Source organism: Geojedonia litorea (assembly GCF_042654525.1).
In the GTDB taxonomy this organism is placed as follows: Bacteria; Bacteroidota; Bacteroidia; order Flavobacteriales; family Flavobacteriaceae; genus Geojedonia; species Geojedonia litorea.
The window spans coordinates 165,002-185,035 of sequence record NZ_JBHSGP010000012.1; the positions used below are offsets into that span (position 1 = coordinate 165,002).

Here is a 20,034-nt window from a genome sequence, read left to right on the forward strand (position 1 = left end):
TAAGTAATAGAAAGCACAAACAAATCCTTAAAGCACACTTTTCATAGTTTGTGCTTTATTTTTTGTTTCTTCCCACTCTAATTCTGGATTAGAATCTGAAGTGATGCCGCCTCCAACATAAAGTATAGCTTCATTTTTTTTAATTTGCATACAACGAAGGTTAACAAATACATTAGAAACCTTTTTCACACTAGTATAGGCCCTGTTTTCAATATTGCGTCTATTAGAACTTCTTTCGTTTTTTACTACAAAATTTAGTTCGCCGAGAAAACCTGTATAAAATTCGCGATTATAATTTTCGTTTTTTAATATGAATTCCTTTGCCGATTCCTTGGGTAGTCCGCAAATTGCAGGAGTTGGGTGTAAAACGTTTAATATTTGTTTAATACCTACCTGATCTACATCAATTGTGGCAGAAATATCTGTTTTTAGGTGTAAAACATTACCTGCTTTAACCGTTTGTGGTTCACTTGTTTGCAAATGATTTGCCAAGGTGTTTAAATTATCCTGTATAAAATGAGTTACTAATTGCTGCTCATTACGTTCCTTTTCTTGCCAAATCACATCCATGTTACCTGTAAACTTTTGAGTTCCTGCCAATGAAGTAGTAAACAACCGTCTGCCTTCCATTTTCAATAGGGTCTCTGGAGTTGCACCCAGCCAAATTCCCACTTTTGGGTGATGAAAACAATACACAAAAGCCGTTGGATAATTAGCTAATAATCTTTTGAATATTTCTATAGGATTTGGGTCTGAATGTAATAGGATTTCAGTTCGCGCTAAGACTACTTTTTTTAGTGTGCCTTTTTCAATGGCATTGATTCCTTTTTGAACTAAATTTATATGAAACTCTTTATCAGAATGGACTTCAACAATCAAGTCTAATGTTTTATTAAATTGAAGGTCCTCTTCAGTTATTTGAGCAGAAATACTTTTTGAATGCCCTAATGGTATTAAAACAGCAACTTCATTGTCATCAAAAGGTGCAAACACAAAACCAGATTCGGTAAAATCTGAAGTATTATAAAGTGAAATGTCCTCTTGAAGTAAGGCCTTTACTTGTTCTGAATCAGGTTTTCTATAAGCTACAAAAGGTAGCGCTTGTTGGCAATGCGAATCAATCTGTTTAAAAAAATCTTCCAAATGCATTATTTCTTTTTTGGAAGGGAAATAGTGGTTAGCTTGCAAATTGAAATTAAATTATCATGATCATCAGTAATCTTAATTTCCAAAAGTTGTGTTGTTCTTCCTTTATGAATAAAAATAGCTTTAGCATGAACAAAACCTTCTGAAACACTCTTTAAATGATTGGCATTGATTTCAATCCCTCTCACAAAAACTTCATTTAAATTTAAAAATATATGAGATGCAAAACTACCAACACTTTCAGCTAATGCAACCGTAGCACCGCCATGTAAAATACCAGCGGGTTGATAAACTCTTTGGGTGACCGGCATTTTTGCAGCAAGCCAGTTATCTCCAAAATCGGTAAATTCAATCTGAAGCGTTTCCATTAACGTATTTTTACATACTTTATTGGTTTGAGCAATTAAATCTTCTTTAGATAATTCCATATAAAAACTTATTTTCGTAAAAGTACAAAACCAATCCAAAAAATGAATTCAGAAGAAAAAGAATTATCCTATACCTCAACAAATTCATACAGCACCTTGAATAACTTAACAGATCAAACAAAATATGTTTGGTTTGTGTGCCATGGTATGGGGTATTTAAGTCGTTATTTTTTGAAATATTTTGAAGGTTTAAATCCAACTGACCATTATATTATTGCGCCACAAGCACAAAGTAAATATTACATTGCTCCAACATTTAAACATGTTGGTGCGAGCTGGCTGACCAAGGAAAACACATTAAAAGAAACTGAAAACGTCATGCGCTATTTTGATGCTGTTTTTGAAGCTGAAAAATTGCCTAAAAATGTCCATTTAATTGTGTTTGGCTACTCACAAGGTGTAAGTGTGGCATTACGTTATATCGCTAAAAAGAAGCTTATTTGTTCACACGTTATAATGCATTCTGGAGGAATTCCAAAAGAACTAAAGCCACAGGATTTAGACTTTTTAAATACAAAAGCACATTTAGTATATGGCACTAAAGATGAATATTTAAATGAAGAACGTATGATGGAAGAAAAGAATAGAGCTTTAGAATTGTTTGGAAATCAACTTCAAATTCATCCGTTTGAAGGCAAGCATGTAGTTAATGTCAATTTTATAACATCTTTAAAATTATGAAGATTCCTGTTCTCGAAAATAAGCGTGTTAAACTTTCGCTATTAGATTTAAGCAATTATATGCACCTGCTTCCAATTGCTCAAGAAAAAGATCTAATTTATTATTCCCCTTCAGATATTTCAACTCCAGAAAAATTGAAATCGTATGTCCAAACGGCAGTTGATAATTATTACAATAAAACCGCCATTCCATTTATTGTATTTGATAAACTAAAACAGGCTTATGCTGGAAGCACTAGGTTTGGACTCATACATTGGGAAAATAAAGTACTTCATATTGGCTGGACTTGGCTAGGCCAAGATTTCCAAGGAACAGGGCTCAACTTACATATAAAATTTTTAATGCTAGAATACGCCTTTGAAACTTTAAATTTTGAGAAAGTAGAATTCAGGATTGATGAACGTAACATCCGTTCTAGAAAAGCTGTTGAAAAATTAGGCGCCACTTTTGAAGGTATTCTTCGTAAAGACACTGTAATGTCTGATGGTTTTAGAAGGAGTACCAGTTGTTATGGCATATTAAAGGAGGAATGGTCTAACATTAAAGAAACGCTTTATCTACGATTATAAACTATACTATTCAAATACAATGTATTAAACCATCACTTCACTAATCTGTATTATTGGTTCTATATTAGTATAATTTGGTATATCTCCCAAAATTTTATCTGCGTTTGGACCAAAGGAATTTTGAAATGCATCCATTGAATTGAAATACAAATTACCCATGGCAACATAGGTTGGTTGAGAATTGGGAGCTCCTCCAGCGATACCTTTCTCGATAGTTGCTCCAATTATAGCTTCACCCAATAATCCTGAAACCATTGCAACATGTGTGTTACAATAATATCCCATATCAAATGTTTTGCCTTCGCCATACGGATATAAAACACTGACTTTAATCGTTCCTTTTTTCATAATGTATAATTTTAAAATTAAAAAGGTAAGCAGGCAGATGGTACAACTTGTAAATTACTCATTTTTTGAAACTTAAAAAAATAATCTGTTATAAAGAACGCTATTTAACTAGCAAAAAACTCAAAGATTTAAATGCCTAATTAACAGCTTTCTCTTTTTTAACTTCCTCCAGAACATGAACGTTTTCAATTAAAGTTGATTTTAAACTAATTGCGATTTCATAAGCCATTAAAGGTGGTACTGCATTACCTATCTGCTGGTATTGGCTCAAACCTTTTTCCCAACTCATTTTGGTTCGCATACCTTCAAATATAAAATCATCAGGAAAGGACTGCAATCGTGCACCTTCCCTAGCTGTAAAATTCCGGTCTAGATACGGGTGAATAAAATTACTTTGAAAAGAAGCCGCAATAGTTGGTGCAGGTTTATCTTTAAAAAGGCGTAAATTATTCTGACTGAATTTAATTTTTGATTTTTCATTTGGGCTACCACGTTTCACCGCTCCGTGAGTTTCCCATACATCCAATAAATTTTGACCAGGCTTTATCGCTTTAAAACGATCAATCAAGCGCTGTGTATGTTTCATAGCTATATGATTATACACTTGCTTTGAATGTTTCCGCATTAATTTTTGATAGTTGTTTTTAGGCAGAGATAAATACGGCATTAAGACTTCCCCTTCGCCGGCATTAATGTCTGGTAAATCTGAAATCGCTTCACCAACGGTTATTTCTTTTGCTTCTTTTTTTGAAGGAAATAATGGAATTTTATTTAAATCTTTCCTTATTCCGATAACAATGACGCGTTCTCTGGATTGTGGCACTCCGTAATCAGAGGCTTTTAAGACTTCGTAACGCACCTCATAACCAAATTGTCCTGCCGATTGAAATTCTTCTAAAATCTGTTGCATCACTTGTCCGGATTGCATAGACAACAAGCCTTTAACGTTTTCCATCACAAAGGCCTTTGGATTGTACCAATCAATTGTTTTTACGAACTCATAAAACAGTTTATTTCTAGGATCTTCAGATACTTTATTTCTTCGTTTATTAGCTAAACTAAAGCCCTGACAAGGTGGACCTCCTAATATCACATCAATCTGTTTTGTATTAATGATATTATCAAAATCTACTTTGGTGAAATTTGACAAATCACCACATAAAAAAGGCGTTTCGGGAAAGTTTCTGGTAAAGGTTTTTTCGCAATTTTCATCAATATCTGAAGCCAAAACCGAATTAAACCCAGCCCAATGAAAGCCAAGCGTCATACCGCCACAACCAGAGAAAAGATCTATAGAGTTCAAAGAATAAGCTTATTCAAAATTCAATAACGAAAATAATTTTTTTAAGTTTTAAATCAGAATCTGAATTGAAGGACTTTTATCGAGTTATTAACAATAAAACTCATGTTTAATAAGCATTAGTGAATTTCACTTTCTCACTTTGTGATTAAATTCTTGATAATTTCTTTAGTTGGTAAAATGGCTCGGGTATGTTCGATGCTGGGTCCTGCTACCCAAACGGTTTTATAGGTAACCTCTTTCGCTGCTTTTTCAGTAGCACGCATACCTATTGAAAATCGAATCATCTTTACCCATTTTTTAAGTTTTTTGTTCTTATTTAAAATCGATTCTAACCACGTCGCTTTAGTACCCACTTTTTGAACATAAGGCGTGTTTATTACAGTACAAGGCGTACCTGAAATGCGTTCAGTTACAATAATATCATTTGCTCCATAATCTACACAGGCTTGCTTATACTCTTCTGTTACATTGGCTTCAATCGATGCAATAAAAGGACTACCTACTGATACTCCAGCGGCCCCATGGCTTAACATTTTATCTACATCAGCTCTACATCCCACACCACCAGCTGAAATTACAGGGATTGAAATGTTTTGCGTCAACAATTTAATGAGATCCTCGGGTGATAAATTACCTCTATGCCCTCCCGCTTCATTATTAACAGCAATGGCGGCATCGGCACCTAAAGCTTCAACTTTTTGTGCAAATTTTAAATCTACCACGTCACAAAATACTTTTATTCCAGCTTTATGGGCTTGCTTAATAGTTTCCTCTGGACTACCTAATGAAGTTATAATAAAATCACAGCCTTCTTGGCACAATACTTCTAGCTGCCCTTTATATTTAATATTTGATTTATTAACTATTAAATTGAAACCAAAAGCTCCCCCTTCAACTTTATTAGCTTTTAATTCTAGTATTGCCGCTCGAAGTTCGTCAAGTGTTCGGTAATTTAGGGCTGGAATACAACCGGCAATTCCACTCTTCATAGCTTCAATAACCATAGAAGTATTTGAAACCAAAAACATTGGAGCTTGGATGATGGGGTAATTGATTTTAAGTAATTCGTTGAGTTTAGCTGTCATTTATAATAAATTAAGATGTAACAAATATACTAATTTTGTTATGCATGCATAATATTTATGGGAGAAAACAATGTTTAAACCCCTGCAAATACTAATATTATATTAAAATTCTCATAAAACATTCTTAACAAGCACTTTAAATAAAATTATGATTTCTATATTTAAGTAATAATTTTAAACGGCATACTTTATAAATTCATCAATCAAAATCATCACAATCATCACCATCACCTTTAATGAGTTTTTAATAGTTAGTCCATAACCATCTTTAAAATTAGAATTTTAATTACGTAAAAATTTAAAACTCTAATATTATGAAAACTCAATTGTTTGGTTTATTATTTTTAGGACTAACCACCCTAGCCTATTCTCAATCTGAATCTGAAACAGACCCTGAAGCCGAAAATGTTGGCTTGAAAAATGTAGTTATTTCTGCTAACAGCAAATATCTAAGTGAAGCCTTTGATGATAACACTCCCAATTCGGTAAAAGATATCGAATATAAGGTTGCTACCTATGATTTAAGTAAGTCAGAGGTCTTTGACAAAGAATATGAAGGATATCTTGTAGATTTCGCTGGTGATAGTTTTAATGTTAAAACTTCTTACGATTCTGAAGGATTTATCATTTCTTCTAATGAACGATTTGAAGATGTCCTCTTACCACATTATTTGCGCCAGTCGGTTTATAAAGAATATCCTGGATGGATAGCTCACAGTAATTCCTATTCTGTACAGTACAATCACAAAACAGGTGCCAAAAAAAGATATAAAGTACAATTAAGAAAGGACGGTAAACGCAAGAACTTAAAAATAGATGTACAAAGTGACATGTCACTGGTATACAACTAAACTTGACTAATAGATATAAAAAAAACGCAACCAAATTGGTTGCGTTTTTACATTTATATTGAGATGCTGAAATGTTTTCAGCATTTTGATGTTTACTTAACTTCTTCGAAGTCTACGTCTTCAACATCGCTACCTTCTGCCTGTCCATTTTGGCTTGCATCAGGACCTGGTTGAGCTGCACCTTGTTGTGCTTCAGCTTGTGCTTTGTACATTTCTTCACTAGCAACTTTCCAAGCCTCATTGATTTTCTCTAAAGCTGGATCAATAACCTCTAAATCTTTTGTTTCAAAGGCTTTTTTCAACTCTTCTAAAGCTTCTTCAATTGGTTTCTTTTTATCATCTGATAATTTGTCACCAAACTCTTTAAGTTGACTTTCTGTTTGGAAAATCATAGCATCAGCCGCATTCAATTTATCTGCTTTTTCTTTAGCTTTTTTATCTGCTTCAGCATTTGCTTCAGCATCAGCTTTCATCTTTTGAATTTCTTCTTCTGTTAAGCCTGAAGAAGCTTCGATACGAATATCCTGCGTTTTATTGGTCGCCTTATCTGTAGCCGTTACATGAATGATCCCATTGGCATCAATATCAAAAGTTACTTCAATTTGAGGTGTACCACGTCTTGCTGGTGGAATTCCATCTAAATGGAAACGTCCAATAGTTTTATTGTCGGCAGCCATAGCTCTTTCTCCTTGCAAAACATGAATCTCAACAGAAGGTTGATTATCGGCTGCGGTAGAGAATACCTGTGACTTTTTAGTTGGGATTGTTGTGTTGGCTTCAATTAATTTAGTCATCACATTACCCATAGTTTCAATACCAAGTGATAATGGTGTTACGTCTAAAAGTAATACATCTTTAACATCTCCTGTTAAAACACCACCTTGGATTCCTGCACCTACAGCAACCACCTCATCTGGATTCACACCTTTACTCGGTGCTTTACCAAAGAATTTTTCTACAGCCGATTGTACTGCTGGAATACGAGTTGACCCCCCAACTAAGATGATTTCATCGATATCATTTTTAGTTAGACCAGCAGCTTTAAGTGCTGATTGACAAGGTTCAATTGTGCGTTTTACCAAGTCATCAATCAGTTGCTCAAATTTAGCTCTAGTTAATGTTCTCACCAAGTGTTTTGGTCCACTAGCAGTAGCAGTAACATAAGGCAAGTTTATTTCGGTTTGTGCAGATGATGATAATTCAATTTTAGCTTTTTCAGCAGCTTCTTTTAAACGCTGTAAGGCCATTGGGTCTTTACGTAAATCAATGCTTTCGTCCTTATTAAATTCGTCAGCTAACCAATCAATTACTTTTTGATCAACGTCATCACCACCTAAATGGGTATCACCATCAGTTGACAATACTTCAAAAACACCATCCCCTAACTCTAAGATCGACACATCATGGGTTCCACCTCCAAAGTCAAATACAACAATTTTTTGGTCTTTCCCCTTCTTGTCAAGACCATATGCTAATGCAGCAGCTGTTGGTTCGTTAATTATACGACGAACTTTTAATCCTGCGATTTCACCTGCTTCTTTAGTTGCTTGACGTTGTGAATCGTTAAAATAAGCTGGAACAGTAATAACCGCTTCACTAACGGTTGTCCCTAAATAATCTTCAGCAGTTTTCTTCATTTTTTGAAGAATCATCGCCGATAATTCTTGTGGGGTATATAAACGCCCATCAATATCAACTCTAGGAGTATCGTTATCCCCTTTTACTACTTTATAAGGTACACGTTCTGCTTCTTTTTTAGATTCAGAATATTTGTTACCCATAAAACGTTTAATAGAATAAACTGTTTTTGTTGGGTTTGTTACGGCCTGACGTTTTGCTGGGTCACCAACTTTAATTTCACCTCCGTCTACAAAGGCAATGACAGATGGTGTTGTACGTTTACCTTCCGCATTAGGAATAACAACTGGCTCGCTTCCTTCCATTACCGAAACACAAGAGTTGGTTGTTCCTAAATCGATTCCAATAATCTTACTCATAATTGTTCTCTTTTGTATTAATTAGTCCCTGTTAAACCAGAAACCTATATTGATTGTTCATTTTTAAATTCGTAAGGTATATGACAATGATTATGCCATGACAAAAAATATGACAAGGTGTCATTTTAATCATTTAAAGTTTTATTCTTCTTTACATATATATTCTTTTAAAGACTTTATATTTGTCCAAAATCTATAACGTTTTCGTACATGGAATGTATTTCGGTTTTCGATATGTTGAAAATTGGTGTCGGGCCTTCAAGCTCCCACACTTTAGGGCCTTGGAGAGCGGCTCAACGCTGGATAAAAGAGCTTAAGGAAAATAACAAGTTTGATGCAGTGGAACGTGTACAAGTTGACTTATATGGCTCTTTGTCATTAACTGGAAAGGGGCACGCTACAGATTATGCCATCATGTTAGGATTGAGTGGTGCCGATCCAGAAACCATTCCAACCGAAACCATTGATATAGTTATAGCTTCAATAAACAATACCAAGCAATTGCCTTTAAACAACGAAAAGGTTATTGACTTTGACCCTAAATCAGATATCGTTTTCAATAAACAATTTTTACCTTTTCATGCGAATGGATTAAAATTTACTGCAACGGTAAATGGTAAAAAAACGAGCTCTACGTTTTACTCAATTGGTGGTGGATTTGTGGTTAAGGAAGAACGCAAGAACTCAAAAAAGAATAAGGAAATATTTTTCAACACCTTTCCTTATCCCATCCAATTAGGAACAGAGCTATTAAACTATTGTAACCAGTTAAAAATGCCAATTTCTAGCGTAGTTCTGGAAAACGAAAAATCAATACGTACACCAGAACAGATAGATTTTGAACTCAAACGTATTTGGGACACCATGTTGGAGTGCATGTACATTGGTTGTCATACTGAAGGAAATTTACCCGGAGGGTTAAATGTACGCAGGCGTGCTTTTGATAGTCACCAAAAGTTAATTGGCGATTTACCCTATACTACGCCTCAAGAATGGTTAGAAACCATACGGAAAACTGAAGTTAAATTTAGACAGATTCTTAAATGGGTAAGTTGCTTTGCTTTAGCTGTAAATGAAGTAAATGCGTCGTTAGGTCGCGTAGTTACTGCCCCCACCAATGGTAGTGCAGGTGTCATCCCCGCAGTTTTGATGTATTATATGGTGATTGAAAACCATGAAGCCGATTTTGAACATGTCAAAAAGTTTCTTTTAGTTGCTGGTGAAATAGGAAGCATATTTAAAAAAGGTGCTACAATTTCTGCAGCCATGGGTGGTTGTCAGGCCGAAATAGGTGTTTCTGCGGCCATGGCTGCTGGTGCATTATGCGAGCTTCTTGGTGGTACGCCTGACCAAGTTTTAATTGCTGCTGAAATTGCTATGGAACACCATTTAGGACTTACTTGTGACCCTATTGGAGGATTGGTTCAAATTCCTTGTATTGAACGCAACTCCATGGGTGCTATAAAAGCCATAAACGCTGCTGAATTAGCAATTGATACCGATCCAAAAAATGTAAAGGTACCTTTGGACAAGGTGGTTGCAACCATGTGGGAAACTGCAAAGGATATGAATACAAAATATAAAGAAACTTCTGAAGGCGGTCTGGCAATTGGTGTTAACATGTCTGATTGTTAATCATTCGTTTCACAACCAATTTTTCTTCTAGTATCAATTAAATACACAATTTTCCATTTCCCGTTTTCATTAAATAACTGGAACGAGTTAACACCACAGTGACTAAATTTTCCATCAAACCAAAATTCGTAAGGTGTCCAGGCATGTGCCATCGGGCCATCGACCTGAATATTAAATCCTAGAAGTTTTTCTTCAAATTTCTGATTTTTTGGAATTGAAGTTATGGATTTTAAAAAATTACCAAAACCAACTGTTTTTACACTCGGCATACCTTCTGCATTATTGCCTATGGTTTGTAATATAACAGATTCACTTACATGTGGCTTAATTGCCAAACTATCTTGCTTATGAAATCCATCAAAAAATGAAAGGATGGTTTGTTTGACTTCTAGTTCTGATTTAGATTGGGAAAATCCATTTAATCCAAAAAGGAAAATTACAATAATAATCGTTTTATTCATGTTCATTTTAGTGTTTGAAAGTTTTAAAGATACTAGGATTTCACATTCATTTACCCAAAAGTTGCTCAAAACTCTTTATTTTTACATCAAACTTTAAAATTATGTCTGCAGCTAAAAACGATTACAAAAGAATTACGGTAAAAACTTTGGTAGATATGAAGGCTAAAGGTGAGAAAATATCAATGCTCACTGCCTACGATTATACCATGGCCAAAATAGTAGACGGCTCTGGAATTGATGTGATTCTCGTTGGTGATTCAGCAAGTAACGTGATGGCCGGACATGAAACTACACTGCCCATTACTTTAGACCAAATGATTTACCATGCGTCTTCTGTCATCAGGGCGATAGATAGAGCATTAGTTGTTGTTGATCTCCCGTTTGGAAGCTATCAGAGCGATCCTAAAGAAGCTTTGAGATCTGCAATTAGAATTATGAAAGAGAGTGGCGGACATGCCGTAAAAATGGAAGGTGGCCAAGAAATTAAAGAATCTATTAAACGTATTTTAAATGCGGGAATACCAGTTATGGGGCATCTAGGACTAACCCCACAATCTATATACAAGTTTGGAACCTATACCGTAAGAGCAAAGGAAGAACAAGAAGCTGAGAAGCTAAAGCAAGACGCTTTAATGCTCGAAAAAATAGGTTGTTTTGCTATTGTTTTAGAAAAAATTCCTGCGCAATTAGCTAAAGAAGTTGCCGAGAGTGTGAGTATTCCAGTGATTGGCATAGGAGCTGGAAACGGCGTTGATGGTCAGGTGTTAGTACTTCACGACATGCTTGGAATGACCCACGAATTCCATCCACGATTTTTACGTCGATATATGAACTTATTTGAAGATATGACTAAAGCCATTTCCCAATATGTCTCTGATGTAAAATCTGTAGATTTCCCAAGCGAAGAGGAACAATATTAGTTAACGACTCGTTATTTAGTGGCCGAAAAAACACTTTCCAACAAAAACAACTTAATTGTCTTATATGAAGACAATCACATTATCGTTGTCAATAAACGCGCTGGTGATATTGTACAAGGTGATAAAACAGGAGATCAACCCTTAAGTGAGGTCGTAAAAGACTATATCAAGGAAAAATACAACAAACCTGGTAATGTGTATTTAGGTGTTGTACATCGATTAGACCGTCCTACAACCGGTGTTGTGATGTTTTCAAAAACAAGCAAGGCCTTACCACGACTTAATAAATTATTCTCTGAAAAAAGTGCAAAAAAAACCTATTGGGCAATTGTAAAAAATACACCTCAACAACCACAAGCTACGCTTGTACATTGGTTGATTAAAAACCCAAAAAATAATAAGTCTACTGCATATTCAAAAGAAAAGAATCAGAGTAAAAAAGCAATACTTCATTACAAACTGTTAAAACAATTAGATAATTATTATTTGCTTGAAATTGAATTAGAAACAGGACGACATCACCAGATACGCGTACAATTAGCCAGTATTGGCTGCCCAATAAAAGGAGATCTTAAGTATGGGTTTGATAGAAGTAATAAAGATGCCAGCATAAGCCTTCACGCCAGAGAGTTACGTTTCACCCATCCAGTGTCTAATAATGAGATTCACGTTATTGCACCTCTACCTGATGACCCAATTTGGAATGCTTGCTTGGATTAAGAATTCAGTGGATATGTTAAAGTCAACCTTACACCTTCGTTTGGACGTGATTTTAATTCAAGCTGAGCTTGAATAAGCTCTGCTCTGCTCTGCATATTAAGTAATCCAGATCCTTTTTGAGCAGTTTCAATATTAAAGCCTAGGCCATCGTCTGAAGCCTGAATCAATAACTTATCTTGTTGATAATCAAGTTCGACCTTTAAATTTTTAGCTTCAGAATATTTCACCGAGTTAGAGAAAAATTCTTGAAGAATTCTGAACATAATAATTTCATGTTTTTTATTGGAAAGATTTACTTTTTCACCTTTAATATACAATTCTGCACTCTCAAACTTCATCTTCCTTAAGCGATTCAATTCATTGCCAATAGACGTTTCAAAACCAAGATTCAAAATAACTTCATTGTTCAAGGATTTTGAAAGCGACCTTACTTCTTTAAGACTTTCTTTTATCACGTCCTTGGTTTCATTAACTTTTGATTTAATGTCTTCAGATGCTTTTGAAGCAATTAAATTAAGCTGCATATTGGCATAGGCCAACAATTGACCAACATTGTCATGTAATTCCCAGCTAACATGCTTAAGGGTTTGCTCTTGAATCTCGGTTTGAGCCTGTTGTAGCTCTTCATCAAATAGTTGTTGTTGCTTTATTTTATCCATCAATAACTTATTCTTTCGCTTTTGAAATACAATAAAGAACACAATCACCAGAGTAGTTATGACCAGCAAAACAACAACCATATATGCTAATAAATACCTCTCGGCATCTGTACTTACTAATTGTTCTCCGGTTTGGACCATAATAAGGCAAATGTAAAAGTTGAATACATAAAAATGTTAGCGAATATAAATATTTGTGCTCTCAATTTTATAAAGTTTAAGTCGGCAGTACTATAATAAATTTGATAAAAAACAACAGGCGTAGTGACCAGCCACCAAATTAAAAGAGCTGCACTGGCATAAAAATTAAACGATCTATAAAAGGTTAGTATCTTATCGCCTCTTAAAATTTCAATAAAATATAAGACTATATTCAATAATATGACAATAAGTGCCATAATTTTAATGAACACCACAGAACGGTTAAAAAACTCATCAAAATTAAAAGTTAAGTAAACAATTGCCGCTGCTAAAAAAATAATGGCAGCCCATTTAACAACCGCCTTGTAAGGCTTAATTTTAATGATTTTATGATAGTAAAAAGAAAGAAATAGGGTACTCAATAAATTCCAAAACAAATTATAAACCCAAAAATTCCTTTCAAACTTAGTGCCTTTTAAAAACGCCTTAATATGTGATAAAGAAGGGTTATCGTGTAAAGCCGATGGATAACCTGCCAATAATTCGAAGGAAAAAATGTAAACTAAAAAGAATATAAAATACCTAACATTGGTGGTTTTATACTTTTTGTAAGTCACAAGTCCAAAAAAGGCCGAAGCTCCAATGAAGATCCTATAAATCAAGGAGTAATTGTTAAGGATGAAATCTTTCAAACACGTAAGATTTTATTAGTAGCCCGATCCAGGTGGATCTCCAGGATCCCCATCATTTAAAACATCTCCTCCAGGAATGTTATCGCCACCGTTTTGCATTGACCAACTAAATAAACTGAAACTTGATTCAGAGTGTGACTTTTTACCTGTTGGAACAACAAACATCGTTGTATAATCGGCCTTCCCTTCAGCTGCACTATTGGGATACACACCCAAATACACGCGAATGCCATCCATCTCGTAACCCAAACTTCCTGCTTGGTTTTCGGCATAAGCCAAGTAGTTTTGAATATCTTCTAAAGACCACCAAGACGATCTATTATCTGGACGACCCGCTGCGCTGTCAACGGCATTTTTTCTGGTTTTAGTCCAATTGGCATCCAAAACTTTAGCTTGAGCAGGAGTTATGACCCCAATTGGTTTTACAATTTCTTCTTCAGCTATGGATAGATAACCACAACAATAAAAGTATGTGGCTACGGCACCAAGCAAAAAACCAAGTAAAAATAGAATACTTTTTTTCATGATTAGTTAGATTTATAAATGTGTTACCATTCAAGTTTGCCCTCTAAAATACATAAATATTCCTACGCAATTAATTATGATTATTACAAAATTTTTAATCAACTAACTTGAATTGTAATAAACTACCCTTGTAGGTTTGTGCCAAAAAATTAATAGCTGATTCCTTTAACTGAAGAATCCGAGGATATCCCCCTGTGGTTTGTCCATCTCGCATTAAAATGATTAAACTTCCTGAAGGTGTTAATTGCACTGTACCTGGCATCACTGGAGACGTTAGAATTGATGGTAGGTTATTTTCCAGAAGCTCTTCTAATTGATAACCCATACGATTGTTTGAACCTGAAACCCTAAATGGCTGAAACAATCGTTCTTGTTGCGACGAATTTAGCAAGTCAAATTCGGGTCCCTTAAAGACTTCTATACAAGAAGAATTAAAAATTTCACTTTTAAATTTAAGACTTGAATTTACATTAGGAAATTTAACCTTTGGCGTAAGTATTGGTAGTAATTGGTTGGCTTCAATTTTAACTGTAGAAGTAATAGAATTAAACATACTACGGCTATCAAGACATAGCCCAGTTTGAAACCCTCCAAAAACCCCTAAATAAGCTCTAAATCCAGTTGTCAAACCTCCAAACGAAAGCAGGTCATTGGGTGATATATGCACTACTTTATTCATTTTAATAGGCGAAGCATTTAATTTGGGAGCCATATCTGCCCCAGAGATACATATATAAGTTTCGATTTGAAACTCCAAAATTGGCCCAGTCATGGTGATCTCCAATAGAGCGGCTTCTGGTTTGTTGTTTAGTACAGCATTGGCAAAACGTGATGAATACTGATCCATTGCTCCCGAAATTGGAACGCCATAATCTTGATAGCCTAATCGCCCTAAATCCTGAATAGTAGAATAAAACCCAGGCTTAATCACCCTAACCATCAATCACCTCACTTTCTAAATTATAAATACCTGCTTGCATTTCAACTTCAATACGACGGTAAGTTTTTAAATCAATCGGTACAAACTGAATTTTATCTCCTGCTTTAGCAAAGCAGGGTGTTTTCTTTGAAGCATCAAAAAATAATATGGGAGAATTCCCTATAATATGCCAACCTCCCGGACTTTGATTGGGATAAATACCAGTTTGACTTCCTCCTATACCTACATCTCCCTTATTAATCTGCAATCTTGGAGTCGACCTCCTAGGTGTAATTAGTCGGTTATCTAAACCTCCCAAATATAAAAACCCTGGCAAAAACCCAATAAAAAAAACAGTGTAAATGCCTGTTGAATGTATGTTAACAATCTCGGTTTTTGAAAGTTTTTTTAGCTTTGAAATATACTCTAAATCCAAGGCAAATTCATGGTCATAACATACAGGAACTTTCCAAAGTTTGCGTACTGGTAATGCTGTTTCAATTCTTGCCGAATATAAGGTTTTAAGAGTAGATATTTTGGTATTGATATTGTCTATACCTAAATCATAAGTAATTAATATCGAGTTATATGCAGACTTTATTTGAATTATTACTTCATTACTTCTTTCAATAATACAATTTTTGAAATTAAGGATATCTTCAAGAATATTTTCATCAATTTTTTTAGGCCATTCTATTAAAATTGACCGCTCCCCGTAAGACTTGTATGTAAGATCATATTTAAGCAAAATCTTATCGAATTAAAACATGATGTTCTTTCAGTTTTTGACTTAATCCTTCTAACAATTTTACCGCTTTAGGGTTATCGCCATGAACACAAAATGTTTCTGCTTTAACAACTACTTCTACTCCATCTACGGTTTTTACTTTCTGATTAAATATCATATTTTGAACATGCTCAAACATTAAATCTAGATTCTCAATTATAGCATTTGTTTTAGCCCTTGAGACCAATGTGAGATCTTTATTATAATTTCTGTCAGCAAATGCTTCATAAGTTACCTCAATATGCTCCTTTTCTGCTACTTCCGCTAAAACCGATTTATATGGAGCATACAGGTAAACAGGTAGCGCAATACTTTTGACTACCTCTACAACAACATTCGCTGTCCTTTCATCTCTTGCCGCTAAATTATATAAGGCACCATGAGGTTTAATATGATGCAGCATGAGATGCTCTTCACGCAACACCGTCATTAAATCCCTGATTTGCTGCTTTAAAGAAGTATAAAGATCTGCACATGACATCTCAATAATTTGTCTTCCAAAATTTTCTTTATCTGGAAATGACGGATGCGCTCCAATCTTAACCTGATGCTCTTTAGCCAACCTCACAACGGCTCTCATGGTATCTGGGTCACCAGCATGACCGCCACATGCAATGTTACACGAAGACACATATGGCATCAACAAGTGCTCATTATTTAATCCTTCCCCTACATCACAATTAATATCAATAATTAATTTTTGCATTACAATATTTCAAAAACTTTCAATATACTTTTTAAACCTAAAAATACAGCTATTCCCAAAACTATAAAAGCAATAAAATTTTGCACCCTGGTGTTTTTATAAACTCCTAAAATAGAAGACTTATTCATAACCCAGATCAAAAACCCTGCAACAAGAGGAAGCAATAAGCCATTGGTTACTTGGGCAAACTTTATTATTTCAATTGATTTAATTCCAATTGAAGAAAATAAAATCCCTAAACCTAAAACTAATATCCAAACCGCTCTAAATTTTATTGAACGCATATGAGAAGACCACCCTAAACAGCCTGTAGCCACATAAGCCGCTGCTAAAGGCGCAGTAATAGCACTTGTAATGCCTGCCGCAAACAGACCAATTGCTAAAACATATTTTGAAAGACTCCCAAACAAAGGCTCAAGCCCTAATGCTAAATCAGCAGCACTATTAATATGTTCTGACTGAATCGCGGCGGCTGCAATAATTATACACATTGAAACCATACCACCTAAAACTACTGCGATTATCGTATCCTTTCTAGCGTATTTCATATCCGATGCATTCTTCCATTTTTCTTTAACTAATGACGCATGCAGAAAAAGATTATATGGAACTACCGTAGTTCCTATTAGACCAATAACCACTAAAAGACTTCCTTTTGGTAGTTTAAAGCTAAAAATTCCATTTAAAATTTCAGTCACATCTGGTTTTGTGAGTACAGCCGCAATTAAAAACGAAATACTCATCAAAATCACTAAGGTAACCAAGGCCCTTTCAAGTATTTTGTAATTTCCAATGTACAATACAATAAATGCCACAATCCCAATAATTAAGCTAAACGAGTTAATTGTAACACTTCCTAAATTAAATACGGGGTTTTCAAAAATGGTTTCTAAACCCAATATACCACCGCTTATATTGCCTGCTTCATAAGCCGCATTTCCAATAACAATAGCTGATAAAATTAGAATAATTGCAAACGCTCTAACTAATGGGTTTTTAATTTCAAATCGTATAATTTCTGACAAACCTTTTTGGGTAATAATCCCTAATCTCGCTGACATTTCTTGCAAAACTATAGTTGCAATAATGGAAAAAATCATTGCCCAAAGCAATGCAAAACCAAATCCCACACCTGCTAGTGTGCAAATAGTTACGGTGCCAGGACCTATAAATGCAGCTGCCACCAAAGGACCTGGACCTATATTTTTAAAATAATTTTTTAGCATTTAATTGAATTTGACTGTTTACTGCATCTTAATGGTGTTTTCAATTTACCTATATTAACGACCAGCTTTTTGAATGAATAGTACTTAAATATATAAAGTTTTGTGTTATTAGTCTTAATATAGTTTGGAAATTATTTCAAGTCAATATTAATGACAAATATTCATAACGATTAACTTGAATATATTAATTATAAAATAGCATCCTATTACATATTATAACTATACTAGCTATATCACTCTATATAAAGCACTAATAACTTGCTAATAACCTTTCATTCAAAAAGTTGATTTTTATTTTAGACTGTATAACTTTGTAATATTAAACCAATCTTAATCGCCTATTATGAAGGGTACAGTACCTACTGATAGAACTAAAATTTAAATATTAATAGTCAGAGATGGAATTTAATTTATTAATCCAGGTTTTATTTTTAACTAAGATTGTATTGGATATAGTTGAAAGCCTAATTAAGTTATCCAAGTAAAATCGTAGATTGGAAGTGTGATTAACCAAAACCCCTTACATTTTTGTACGTTAAGGGGTTTTATTTTTTAAATTGACATGTTTTTTTTAAACTAAATTCATCCCAACCAACCTTCTCTATCCAAACTTCTGTATTGAATAGCCTCACTAATGTGCGAGCCATTTATATCTTCAACGCCTTCTAAATCGGCAATGGTCCTAGAGACTTTCAAAATCCTATCATAAGCCCTAGCTGATAAATTTAGACGCTCCATGGCCGTTTTAAGCAATTGTTTGGATGCATCGTCAAGGATACAATACGTTCTAATCTGTTTTGTACTCATTTGGGCGTTATAATGCACAGAATCTGAATCTGTAAAACGCTTTGTCTGCAACTCTCTTGCTGCCGTGACACGTTTTCTAATTTCAACTGACGATTCCCCTTTTCGTTCATCAGACAGCTTCTCAAAAGGCACTGGTGTCACTTCAATATGAATATCTATTCTATCCAATAAAGGTCCAGAAATCTTACTTAAATACCGTTGCATTTCGGCTGGTGAGGATGTCACTGGTGCATTGGGATCGTTAAAATAACCTCCAGGACTAGGATTCATGCTAGCTACTAGCATAAAGCTACTTGGATATGTTACTGTAAATTTTGCTCGAGATATGGTCACTTCGCGATCTTCTAAAGGCTGACGCATAACCTCCAAAACTTCGCGTTTAAATTCTGGCAACTCATCTAAAAACAAAACGCCATTATGCGATAATGAAATTTCGCCAGGCTGTGGACAGCTACCACCTCCAACTAGAGCAACGTTAGATATAGTATGATGCGGACTCCTAAATGGACGCTGGGACATTAACCCAGAATCTTTTAATCGCCCCACAACCGAATGAATTTTAGTCGTTTCCAAAGCTTCACTTAACGTCATAGGTGGTAAAATACTAGGTAAGCGCTTGGCCAACATGGTCTTTCCAGCCCCCGGCGGACCTATCAATATAATATTATGCCCTCCGGCTGCGGCAATTTCCATACAGCGTTTAATACCTTCTTGACCCTTAACATCGGCAAAATCATGTTCTGGGAAATCAAGATTTTTGTAAAACTCTTCTCGGGTATTTATAATAGTTTGCTCAAGCGCTATTCCTTTATCAAAAAAATCAATAACTTCCTTAATACCTTCAACACCATATACTTTTAAATCATTAACAATAGCAGCTTCCTTGGCATTTTGTTTTGGGAGAATAAATCCATTAAATCCTTCTTGACGTGCTTTAACAGCGATTGGCAAAGCACCTTTAATAGGCTGCAGTGTCCCGTCTAAAGACAACTCGCCCATAATTAAATAAGTTTCTAGATTGTCGGCCTTGATTTGATTTGAAGCTGCTAAAATACCAACAGCTAAAGTAAGGTCATATGCAGAGCCTTCTTTGCGTAAATCGGCCGGACTCATATTGATTATAATTTTTTTACCCGGGATTTTATAACCATTGTTTTGAAGTGCCGCAGCAATACGATAATTACTCTCTTTTATAGCGTTATCTGGAAGTCCAACTAAATGATATCCAATACCATTATCTACATTTACCTCAACTGTTACTGTAGTAGCTTCAACTCCAAAAACAGCACTCCCAAAAACTTTTTTCAGCATATATTAATTGGTTTATTTAAATGTAATAAAAGTATTTTTATAAAATATCATCCCTTTTGAAATATCAAATATTTTTCTCTCATGTTTAATAAAATAAGCGTTATATTTGTTAGCATA

At 34.7% G+C, this 20,034-nt stretch carries 21 protein-coding genes; 6 read left to right on the forward strand and 15 right to left on the reverse strand.

The features are described 5' to 3' along the window. Positions 1 to 27: 27 nt before the first annotated feature. A complete protein-coding gene (locus ACFO5O_RS06845) occupies positions 28 to 1,149 on the reverse strand; it encodes a chorismate-binding protein (RefSeq protein WP_387962205.1) in 1,122 nt (373 codons plus the stop codon). Further along, positions 1,149 to 1,574: a PaaI family thioesterase gene (locus tag ACFO5O_RS06850; protein WP_387962207.1), complete on the reverse strand. Its 426-nt coding sequence runs from the start codon at positions 1,572 to 1,574 to the stop codon at positions 1,149 to 1,151. Before ACFO5O_RS06850 ends, ACFO5O_RS06845 begins: the two co-directional genes overlap by 1 nt. A 42-nt stretch (positions 1,575 to 1,616) precedes the next feature. Between ACFO5O_RS06850 and ACFO5O_RS06855 the strand changes: the two genes are divergently transcribed. Continuing rightward, a complete protein-coding gene (locus tag ACFO5O_RS06855; RefSeq protein ID WP_387962209.1) occupies positions 1,617 to 2,255 on the forward strand; it encodes an alpha/beta hydrolase in 639 nt (212 codons plus the stop codon). Beyond that, the gene (locus tag ACFO5O_RS06860) at positions 2,252 to 2,824 is read left to right on the forward strand and encodes a GNAT family N-acetyltransferase (protein ID WP_387962211.1); all 573 of its coding nucleotides are present in this window, start codon (positions 2,252 to 2,254) and stop codon (positions 2,822 to 2,824) included. The genes ACFO5O_RS06855 and ACFO5O_RS06860 overlap by 4 nt, the downstream gene beginning before the upstream one ends. A 24-nt stretch (positions 2,825 to 2,848) precedes the next feature. Here the strand turns inward: ACFO5O_RS06860 and ACFO5O_RS06865 are convergent, their stop codons facing one another. From ACFO5O_RS06865 to ACFO5O_RS06875, 3 genes are all read right to left on the reverse strand, one after another. Then, complete coding sequence (locus tag ACFO5O_RS06865) at positions 2,849 to 3,172, reverse strand: EthD family reductase (protein WP_387962213.1); 324 nt, start codon at positions 3,170 to 3,172, stop codon at positions 2,849 to 2,851. Positions 3,173 to 3,308: 136 nt separating this feature from the next. Continuing rightward, a complete protein-coding gene (locus ACFO5O_RS06870) occupies positions 3,309 to 4,475 on the reverse strand; it encodes a DNA cytosine methyltransferase (RefSeq protein ID WP_387962215.1) in 1,167 nt (388 codons plus the stop codon). Positions 4,476 to 4,609: 134 nt separating this feature from the next. After that, the gene (locus ACFO5O_RS06875; RefSeq protein ID WP_387962217.1) at positions 4,610 to 5,560 is read right to left on the reverse strand and encodes an NAD(P)H-dependent flavin oxidoreductase; all 951 of its coding nucleotides are present in this window, start codon (positions 5,558 to 5,560) and stop codon (positions 4,610 to 4,612) included. Between the two features lie 314 nt (positions 5,561 to 5,874). Between ACFO5O_RS06875 and ACFO5O_RS06880 the strand changes: the two genes are divergently transcribed. Further along, positions 5,875 to 6,411 (forward strand): hypothetical protein, encoded by a 537-nt coding sequence (locus ACFO5O_RS06880; RefSeq protein WP_387962219.1) that lies wholly within the window; start codon positions 5,875 to 5,877, stop codon positions 6,409 to 6,411. Between the two features lie 92 nt (positions 6,412 to 6,503). On the opposite strand, the gene dnaK is transcribed toward ACFO5O_RS06880, so the two are convergent. Beyond that, entirely contained in the window at positions 6,504 to 8,408 is a 1,905-nt protein-coding gene (gene dnaK, locus ACFO5O_RS06885) for a molecular chaperone DnaK (protein ID WP_387962221.1), read from the reverse strand. 210 nt (positions 8,409 to 8,618) lie between these two features. On the opposite strand from dnaK, the gene ACFO5O_RS06890 reads away from it, so the two are divergent. Beyond that, entirely contained in the window at positions 8,619 to 10,043 is a 1,425-nt protein-coding gene (locus ACFO5O_RS06890; RefSeq protein ID WP_387962222.1) for an L-serine ammonia-lyase, read from the forward strand. Here ACFO5O_RS06890 and ACFO5O_RS06895 read toward each other — a convergent pair. Next, a complete protein-coding gene (locus ACFO5O_RS06895) occupies positions 10,040 to 10,504 on the reverse strand; it encodes a nuclear transport factor 2 family protein (protein ID WP_387962224.1) in 465 nt (154 codons plus the stop codon). The genes ACFO5O_RS06890 and ACFO5O_RS06895 overlap by 4 nt on opposite strands. 101 nt (positions 10,505 to 10,605) lie before the next feature. On the opposite strand from ACFO5O_RS06895, the gene panB reads away from it, so the two are divergent. Then, positions 10,606 to 11,424: a 3-methyl-2-oxobutanoate hydroxymethyltransferase gene (gene panB / locus ACFO5O_RS06900; protein WP_387962226.1), complete on the forward strand. Its 819-nt coding sequence runs from the start codon at positions 10,606 to 10,608 to the stop codon at positions 11,422 to 11,424. 18 nt (positions 11,425 to 11,442) lie between these two features. Next, complete coding sequence (locus tag ACFO5O_RS06905; RefSeq protein WP_387962228.1) at positions 11,443 to 12,144, forward strand: RluA family pseudouridine synthase; 702 nt, start codon at positions 11,443 to 11,445, stop codon at positions 12,142 to 12,144. Here the strand turns inward: ACFO5O_RS06905 and ACFO5O_RS06910 are convergent. The 8 genes from ACFO5O_RS06910 to ACFO5O_RS06945 all read right to left on the reverse strand — a co-directional run bounded on the left by ACFO5O_RS06910 (position 12,141) and on the right by ACFO5O_RS06945 (position 19,917). Next, entirely contained in the window at positions 12,141 to 12,944 is an 804-nt protein-coding gene (locus ACFO5O_RS06910; RefSeq protein ID WP_387962230.1) for a sensor histidine kinase, read from the reverse strand. The genes ACFO5O_RS06905 and ACFO5O_RS06910 overlap by 4 nt on opposite strands. Further along, on the reverse strand, positions 12,920 to 13,636 hold the full coding sequence (locus tag ACFO5O_RS06915) for a hypothetical protein (RefSeq protein ID WP_387962232.1): 717 nt from the start codon (positions 13,634 to 13,636) through the stop codon (positions 12,920 to 12,922). The genes ACFO5O_RS06910 and ACFO5O_RS06915 overlap by 25 nt, the downstream gene beginning before the upstream one ends. Before the next feature lie 15 nt (positions 13,637 to 13,651). Then, the gene (locus tag ACFO5O_RS06920; protein WP_387962234.1) at positions 13,652 to 14,161 is read right to left on the reverse strand and encodes a hypothetical protein; all 510 of its coding nucleotides are present in this window, start codon (positions 14,159 to 14,161) and stop codon (positions 13,652 to 13,654) included. A 94-nt stretch (positions 14,162 to 14,255) separates the two neighbouring features. Beyond that, on the reverse strand, positions 14,256 to 15,101 hold the full coding sequence (locus ACFO5O_RS06925) for a 5-oxoprolinase subunit C family protein (protein ID WP_387962235.1): 846 nt from the start codon (positions 15,099 to 15,101) through the stop codon (positions 14,256 to 14,258). Beyond that, entirely contained in the window at positions 15,094 to 15,828 is a 735-nt protein-coding gene (pxpB, locus tag ACFO5O_RS06930; RefSeq protein WP_387962237.1) for a 5-oxoprolinase subunit PxpB, read from the reverse strand. Before pxpB ends, ACFO5O_RS06925 begins: the two co-directional genes overlap by 8 nt. Before the next feature lie 4 nt (positions 15,829 to 15,832). Then, on the reverse strand, positions 15,833 to 16,573 hold the full coding sequence (pxpA, locus tag ACFO5O_RS06935) for a 5-oxoprolinase subunit PxpA (RefSeq protein WP_387962239.1): 741 nt from the start codon (positions 16,571 to 16,573) through the stop codon (positions 15,833 to 15,835). Further along, positions 16,573 to 17,799 (reverse strand): Nramp family divalent metal transporter, encoded by a 1,227-nt coding sequence (locus ACFO5O_RS06940; RefSeq protein WP_387962241.1) that lies wholly within the window; start codon positions 17,797 to 17,799, stop codon positions 16,573 to 16,575. Before ACFO5O_RS06940 ends, pxpA begins: the two co-directional genes overlap by 1 nt. 582 nt (positions 17,800 to 18,381) lie before the next feature. Continuing rightward, positions 18,382 to 19,917 carry a YifB family Mg chelatase-like AAA ATPase gene (locus ACFO5O_RS06945; RefSeq protein WP_387962243.1) on the reverse strand — a complete coding sequence of 512 codons (1,536 nt, stop codon included), beginning with the start codon at positions 19,915 to 19,917 and terminating at the stop codon, positions 18,382 to 18,384. Positions 19,918 to 20,034: the final 117 nt, after the last annotated feature.

Excerpts from the sequence above, each read along its gene's own strand:
- pxpA (WP_387962239.1), bottom strand. The coding sequence starts at position 16,573 with ATGCAAAAATTAATTATTGATATTAATTGTGATGTAGGGGAAGGATTA.
- ACFO5O_RS06850 (WP_387962207.1), bottom strand. The coding sequence starts at position 1,574 with ATGGAATTATCTAAAGAAGATTTAATTGCTCAAACCAATAAAGTATGT.
- dnaK (WP_387962221.1), bottom strand. The coding sequence starts at position 8,408 with ATGAGTAAGATTATTGGAATCGATTTAGGAACAACCAACTCTTGTGTT.
- ACFO5O_RS06890 (WP_387962222.1), top strand. The coding sequence starts at position 8,619 with ATGGAATGTATTTCGGTTTTCGATATGTTGAAAATTGGTGTCGGGCCT.
- ACFO5O_RS06865 (WP_387962213.1), bottom strand. The coding sequence starts at position 3,172 with ATGAAAAAAGGAACGATTAAAGTCAGTGTTTTATATCCGTATGGCGAA.
- ACFO5O_RS06895 (WP_387962224.1), bottom strand. The coding sequence starts at position 10,504 with ATGAATAAAACGATTATTATTGTAATTTTCCTTTTTGGATTAAATGGA.
- ACFO5O_RS06860 (WP_387962211.1), top strand. The coding sequence starts at position 2,252 with ATGAAGATTCCTGTTCTCGAAAATAAGCGTGTTAAACTTTCGCTATTA.
- panB (WP_387962226.1), top strand. The coding sequence starts at position 10,606 with ATGTCTGCAGCTAAAAACGATTACAAAAGAATTACGGTAAAAACTTTG.
- ACFO5O_RS06925 (WP_387962235.1), bottom strand. The coding sequence starts at position 15,101 with ATGGTTAGGGTGATTAAGCCTGGGTTTTATTCTACTATTCAGGATTTA.
- ACFO5O_RS06845 (WP_387962205.1), bottom strand. The coding sequence starts at position 1,149 with ATGCATTTGGAAGATTTTTTTAAACAGATTGATTCGCATTGCCAACAA.
- ACFO5O_RS06910 (WP_387962230.1), bottom strand. The coding sequence starts at position 12,944 with ATGGTCCAAACCGGAGAACAATTAGTAAGTACAGATGCCGAGAGGTAT.
- ACFO5O_RS06940 (WP_387962241.1), bottom strand. The coding sequence starts at position 17,799 with ATGCTAAAAAATTATTTTAAAAATATAGGTCCAGGTCCTTTGGTGGCA.
- ACFO5O_RS06855 (WP_387962209.1), top strand. The coding sequence starts at position 1,617 with ATGAATTCAGAAGAAAAAGAATTATCCTATACCTCAACAAATTCATAC.
- ACFO5O_RS06920 (WP_387962234.1), bottom strand. The coding sequence starts at position 14,161 with ATGAAAAAAAGTATTCTATTTTTACTTGGTTTTTTGCTTGGTGCCGTA.
- ACFO5O_RS06945 (WP_387962243.1), bottom strand. The coding sequence starts at position 19,917 with ATGCTGAAAAAAGTTTTTGGGAGTGCTGTTTTTGGAGTTGAAGCTACT.
- ACFO5O_RS06880 (WP_387962219.1), top strand. The coding sequence starts at position 5,875 with ATGAAAACTCAATTGTTTGGTTTATTATTTTTAGGACTAACCACCCTA.
- ACFO5O_RS06875 (WP_387962217.1), bottom strand. The coding sequence starts at position 5,560 with ATGACAGCTAAACTCAACGAATTACTTAAAATCAATTACCCCATCATC.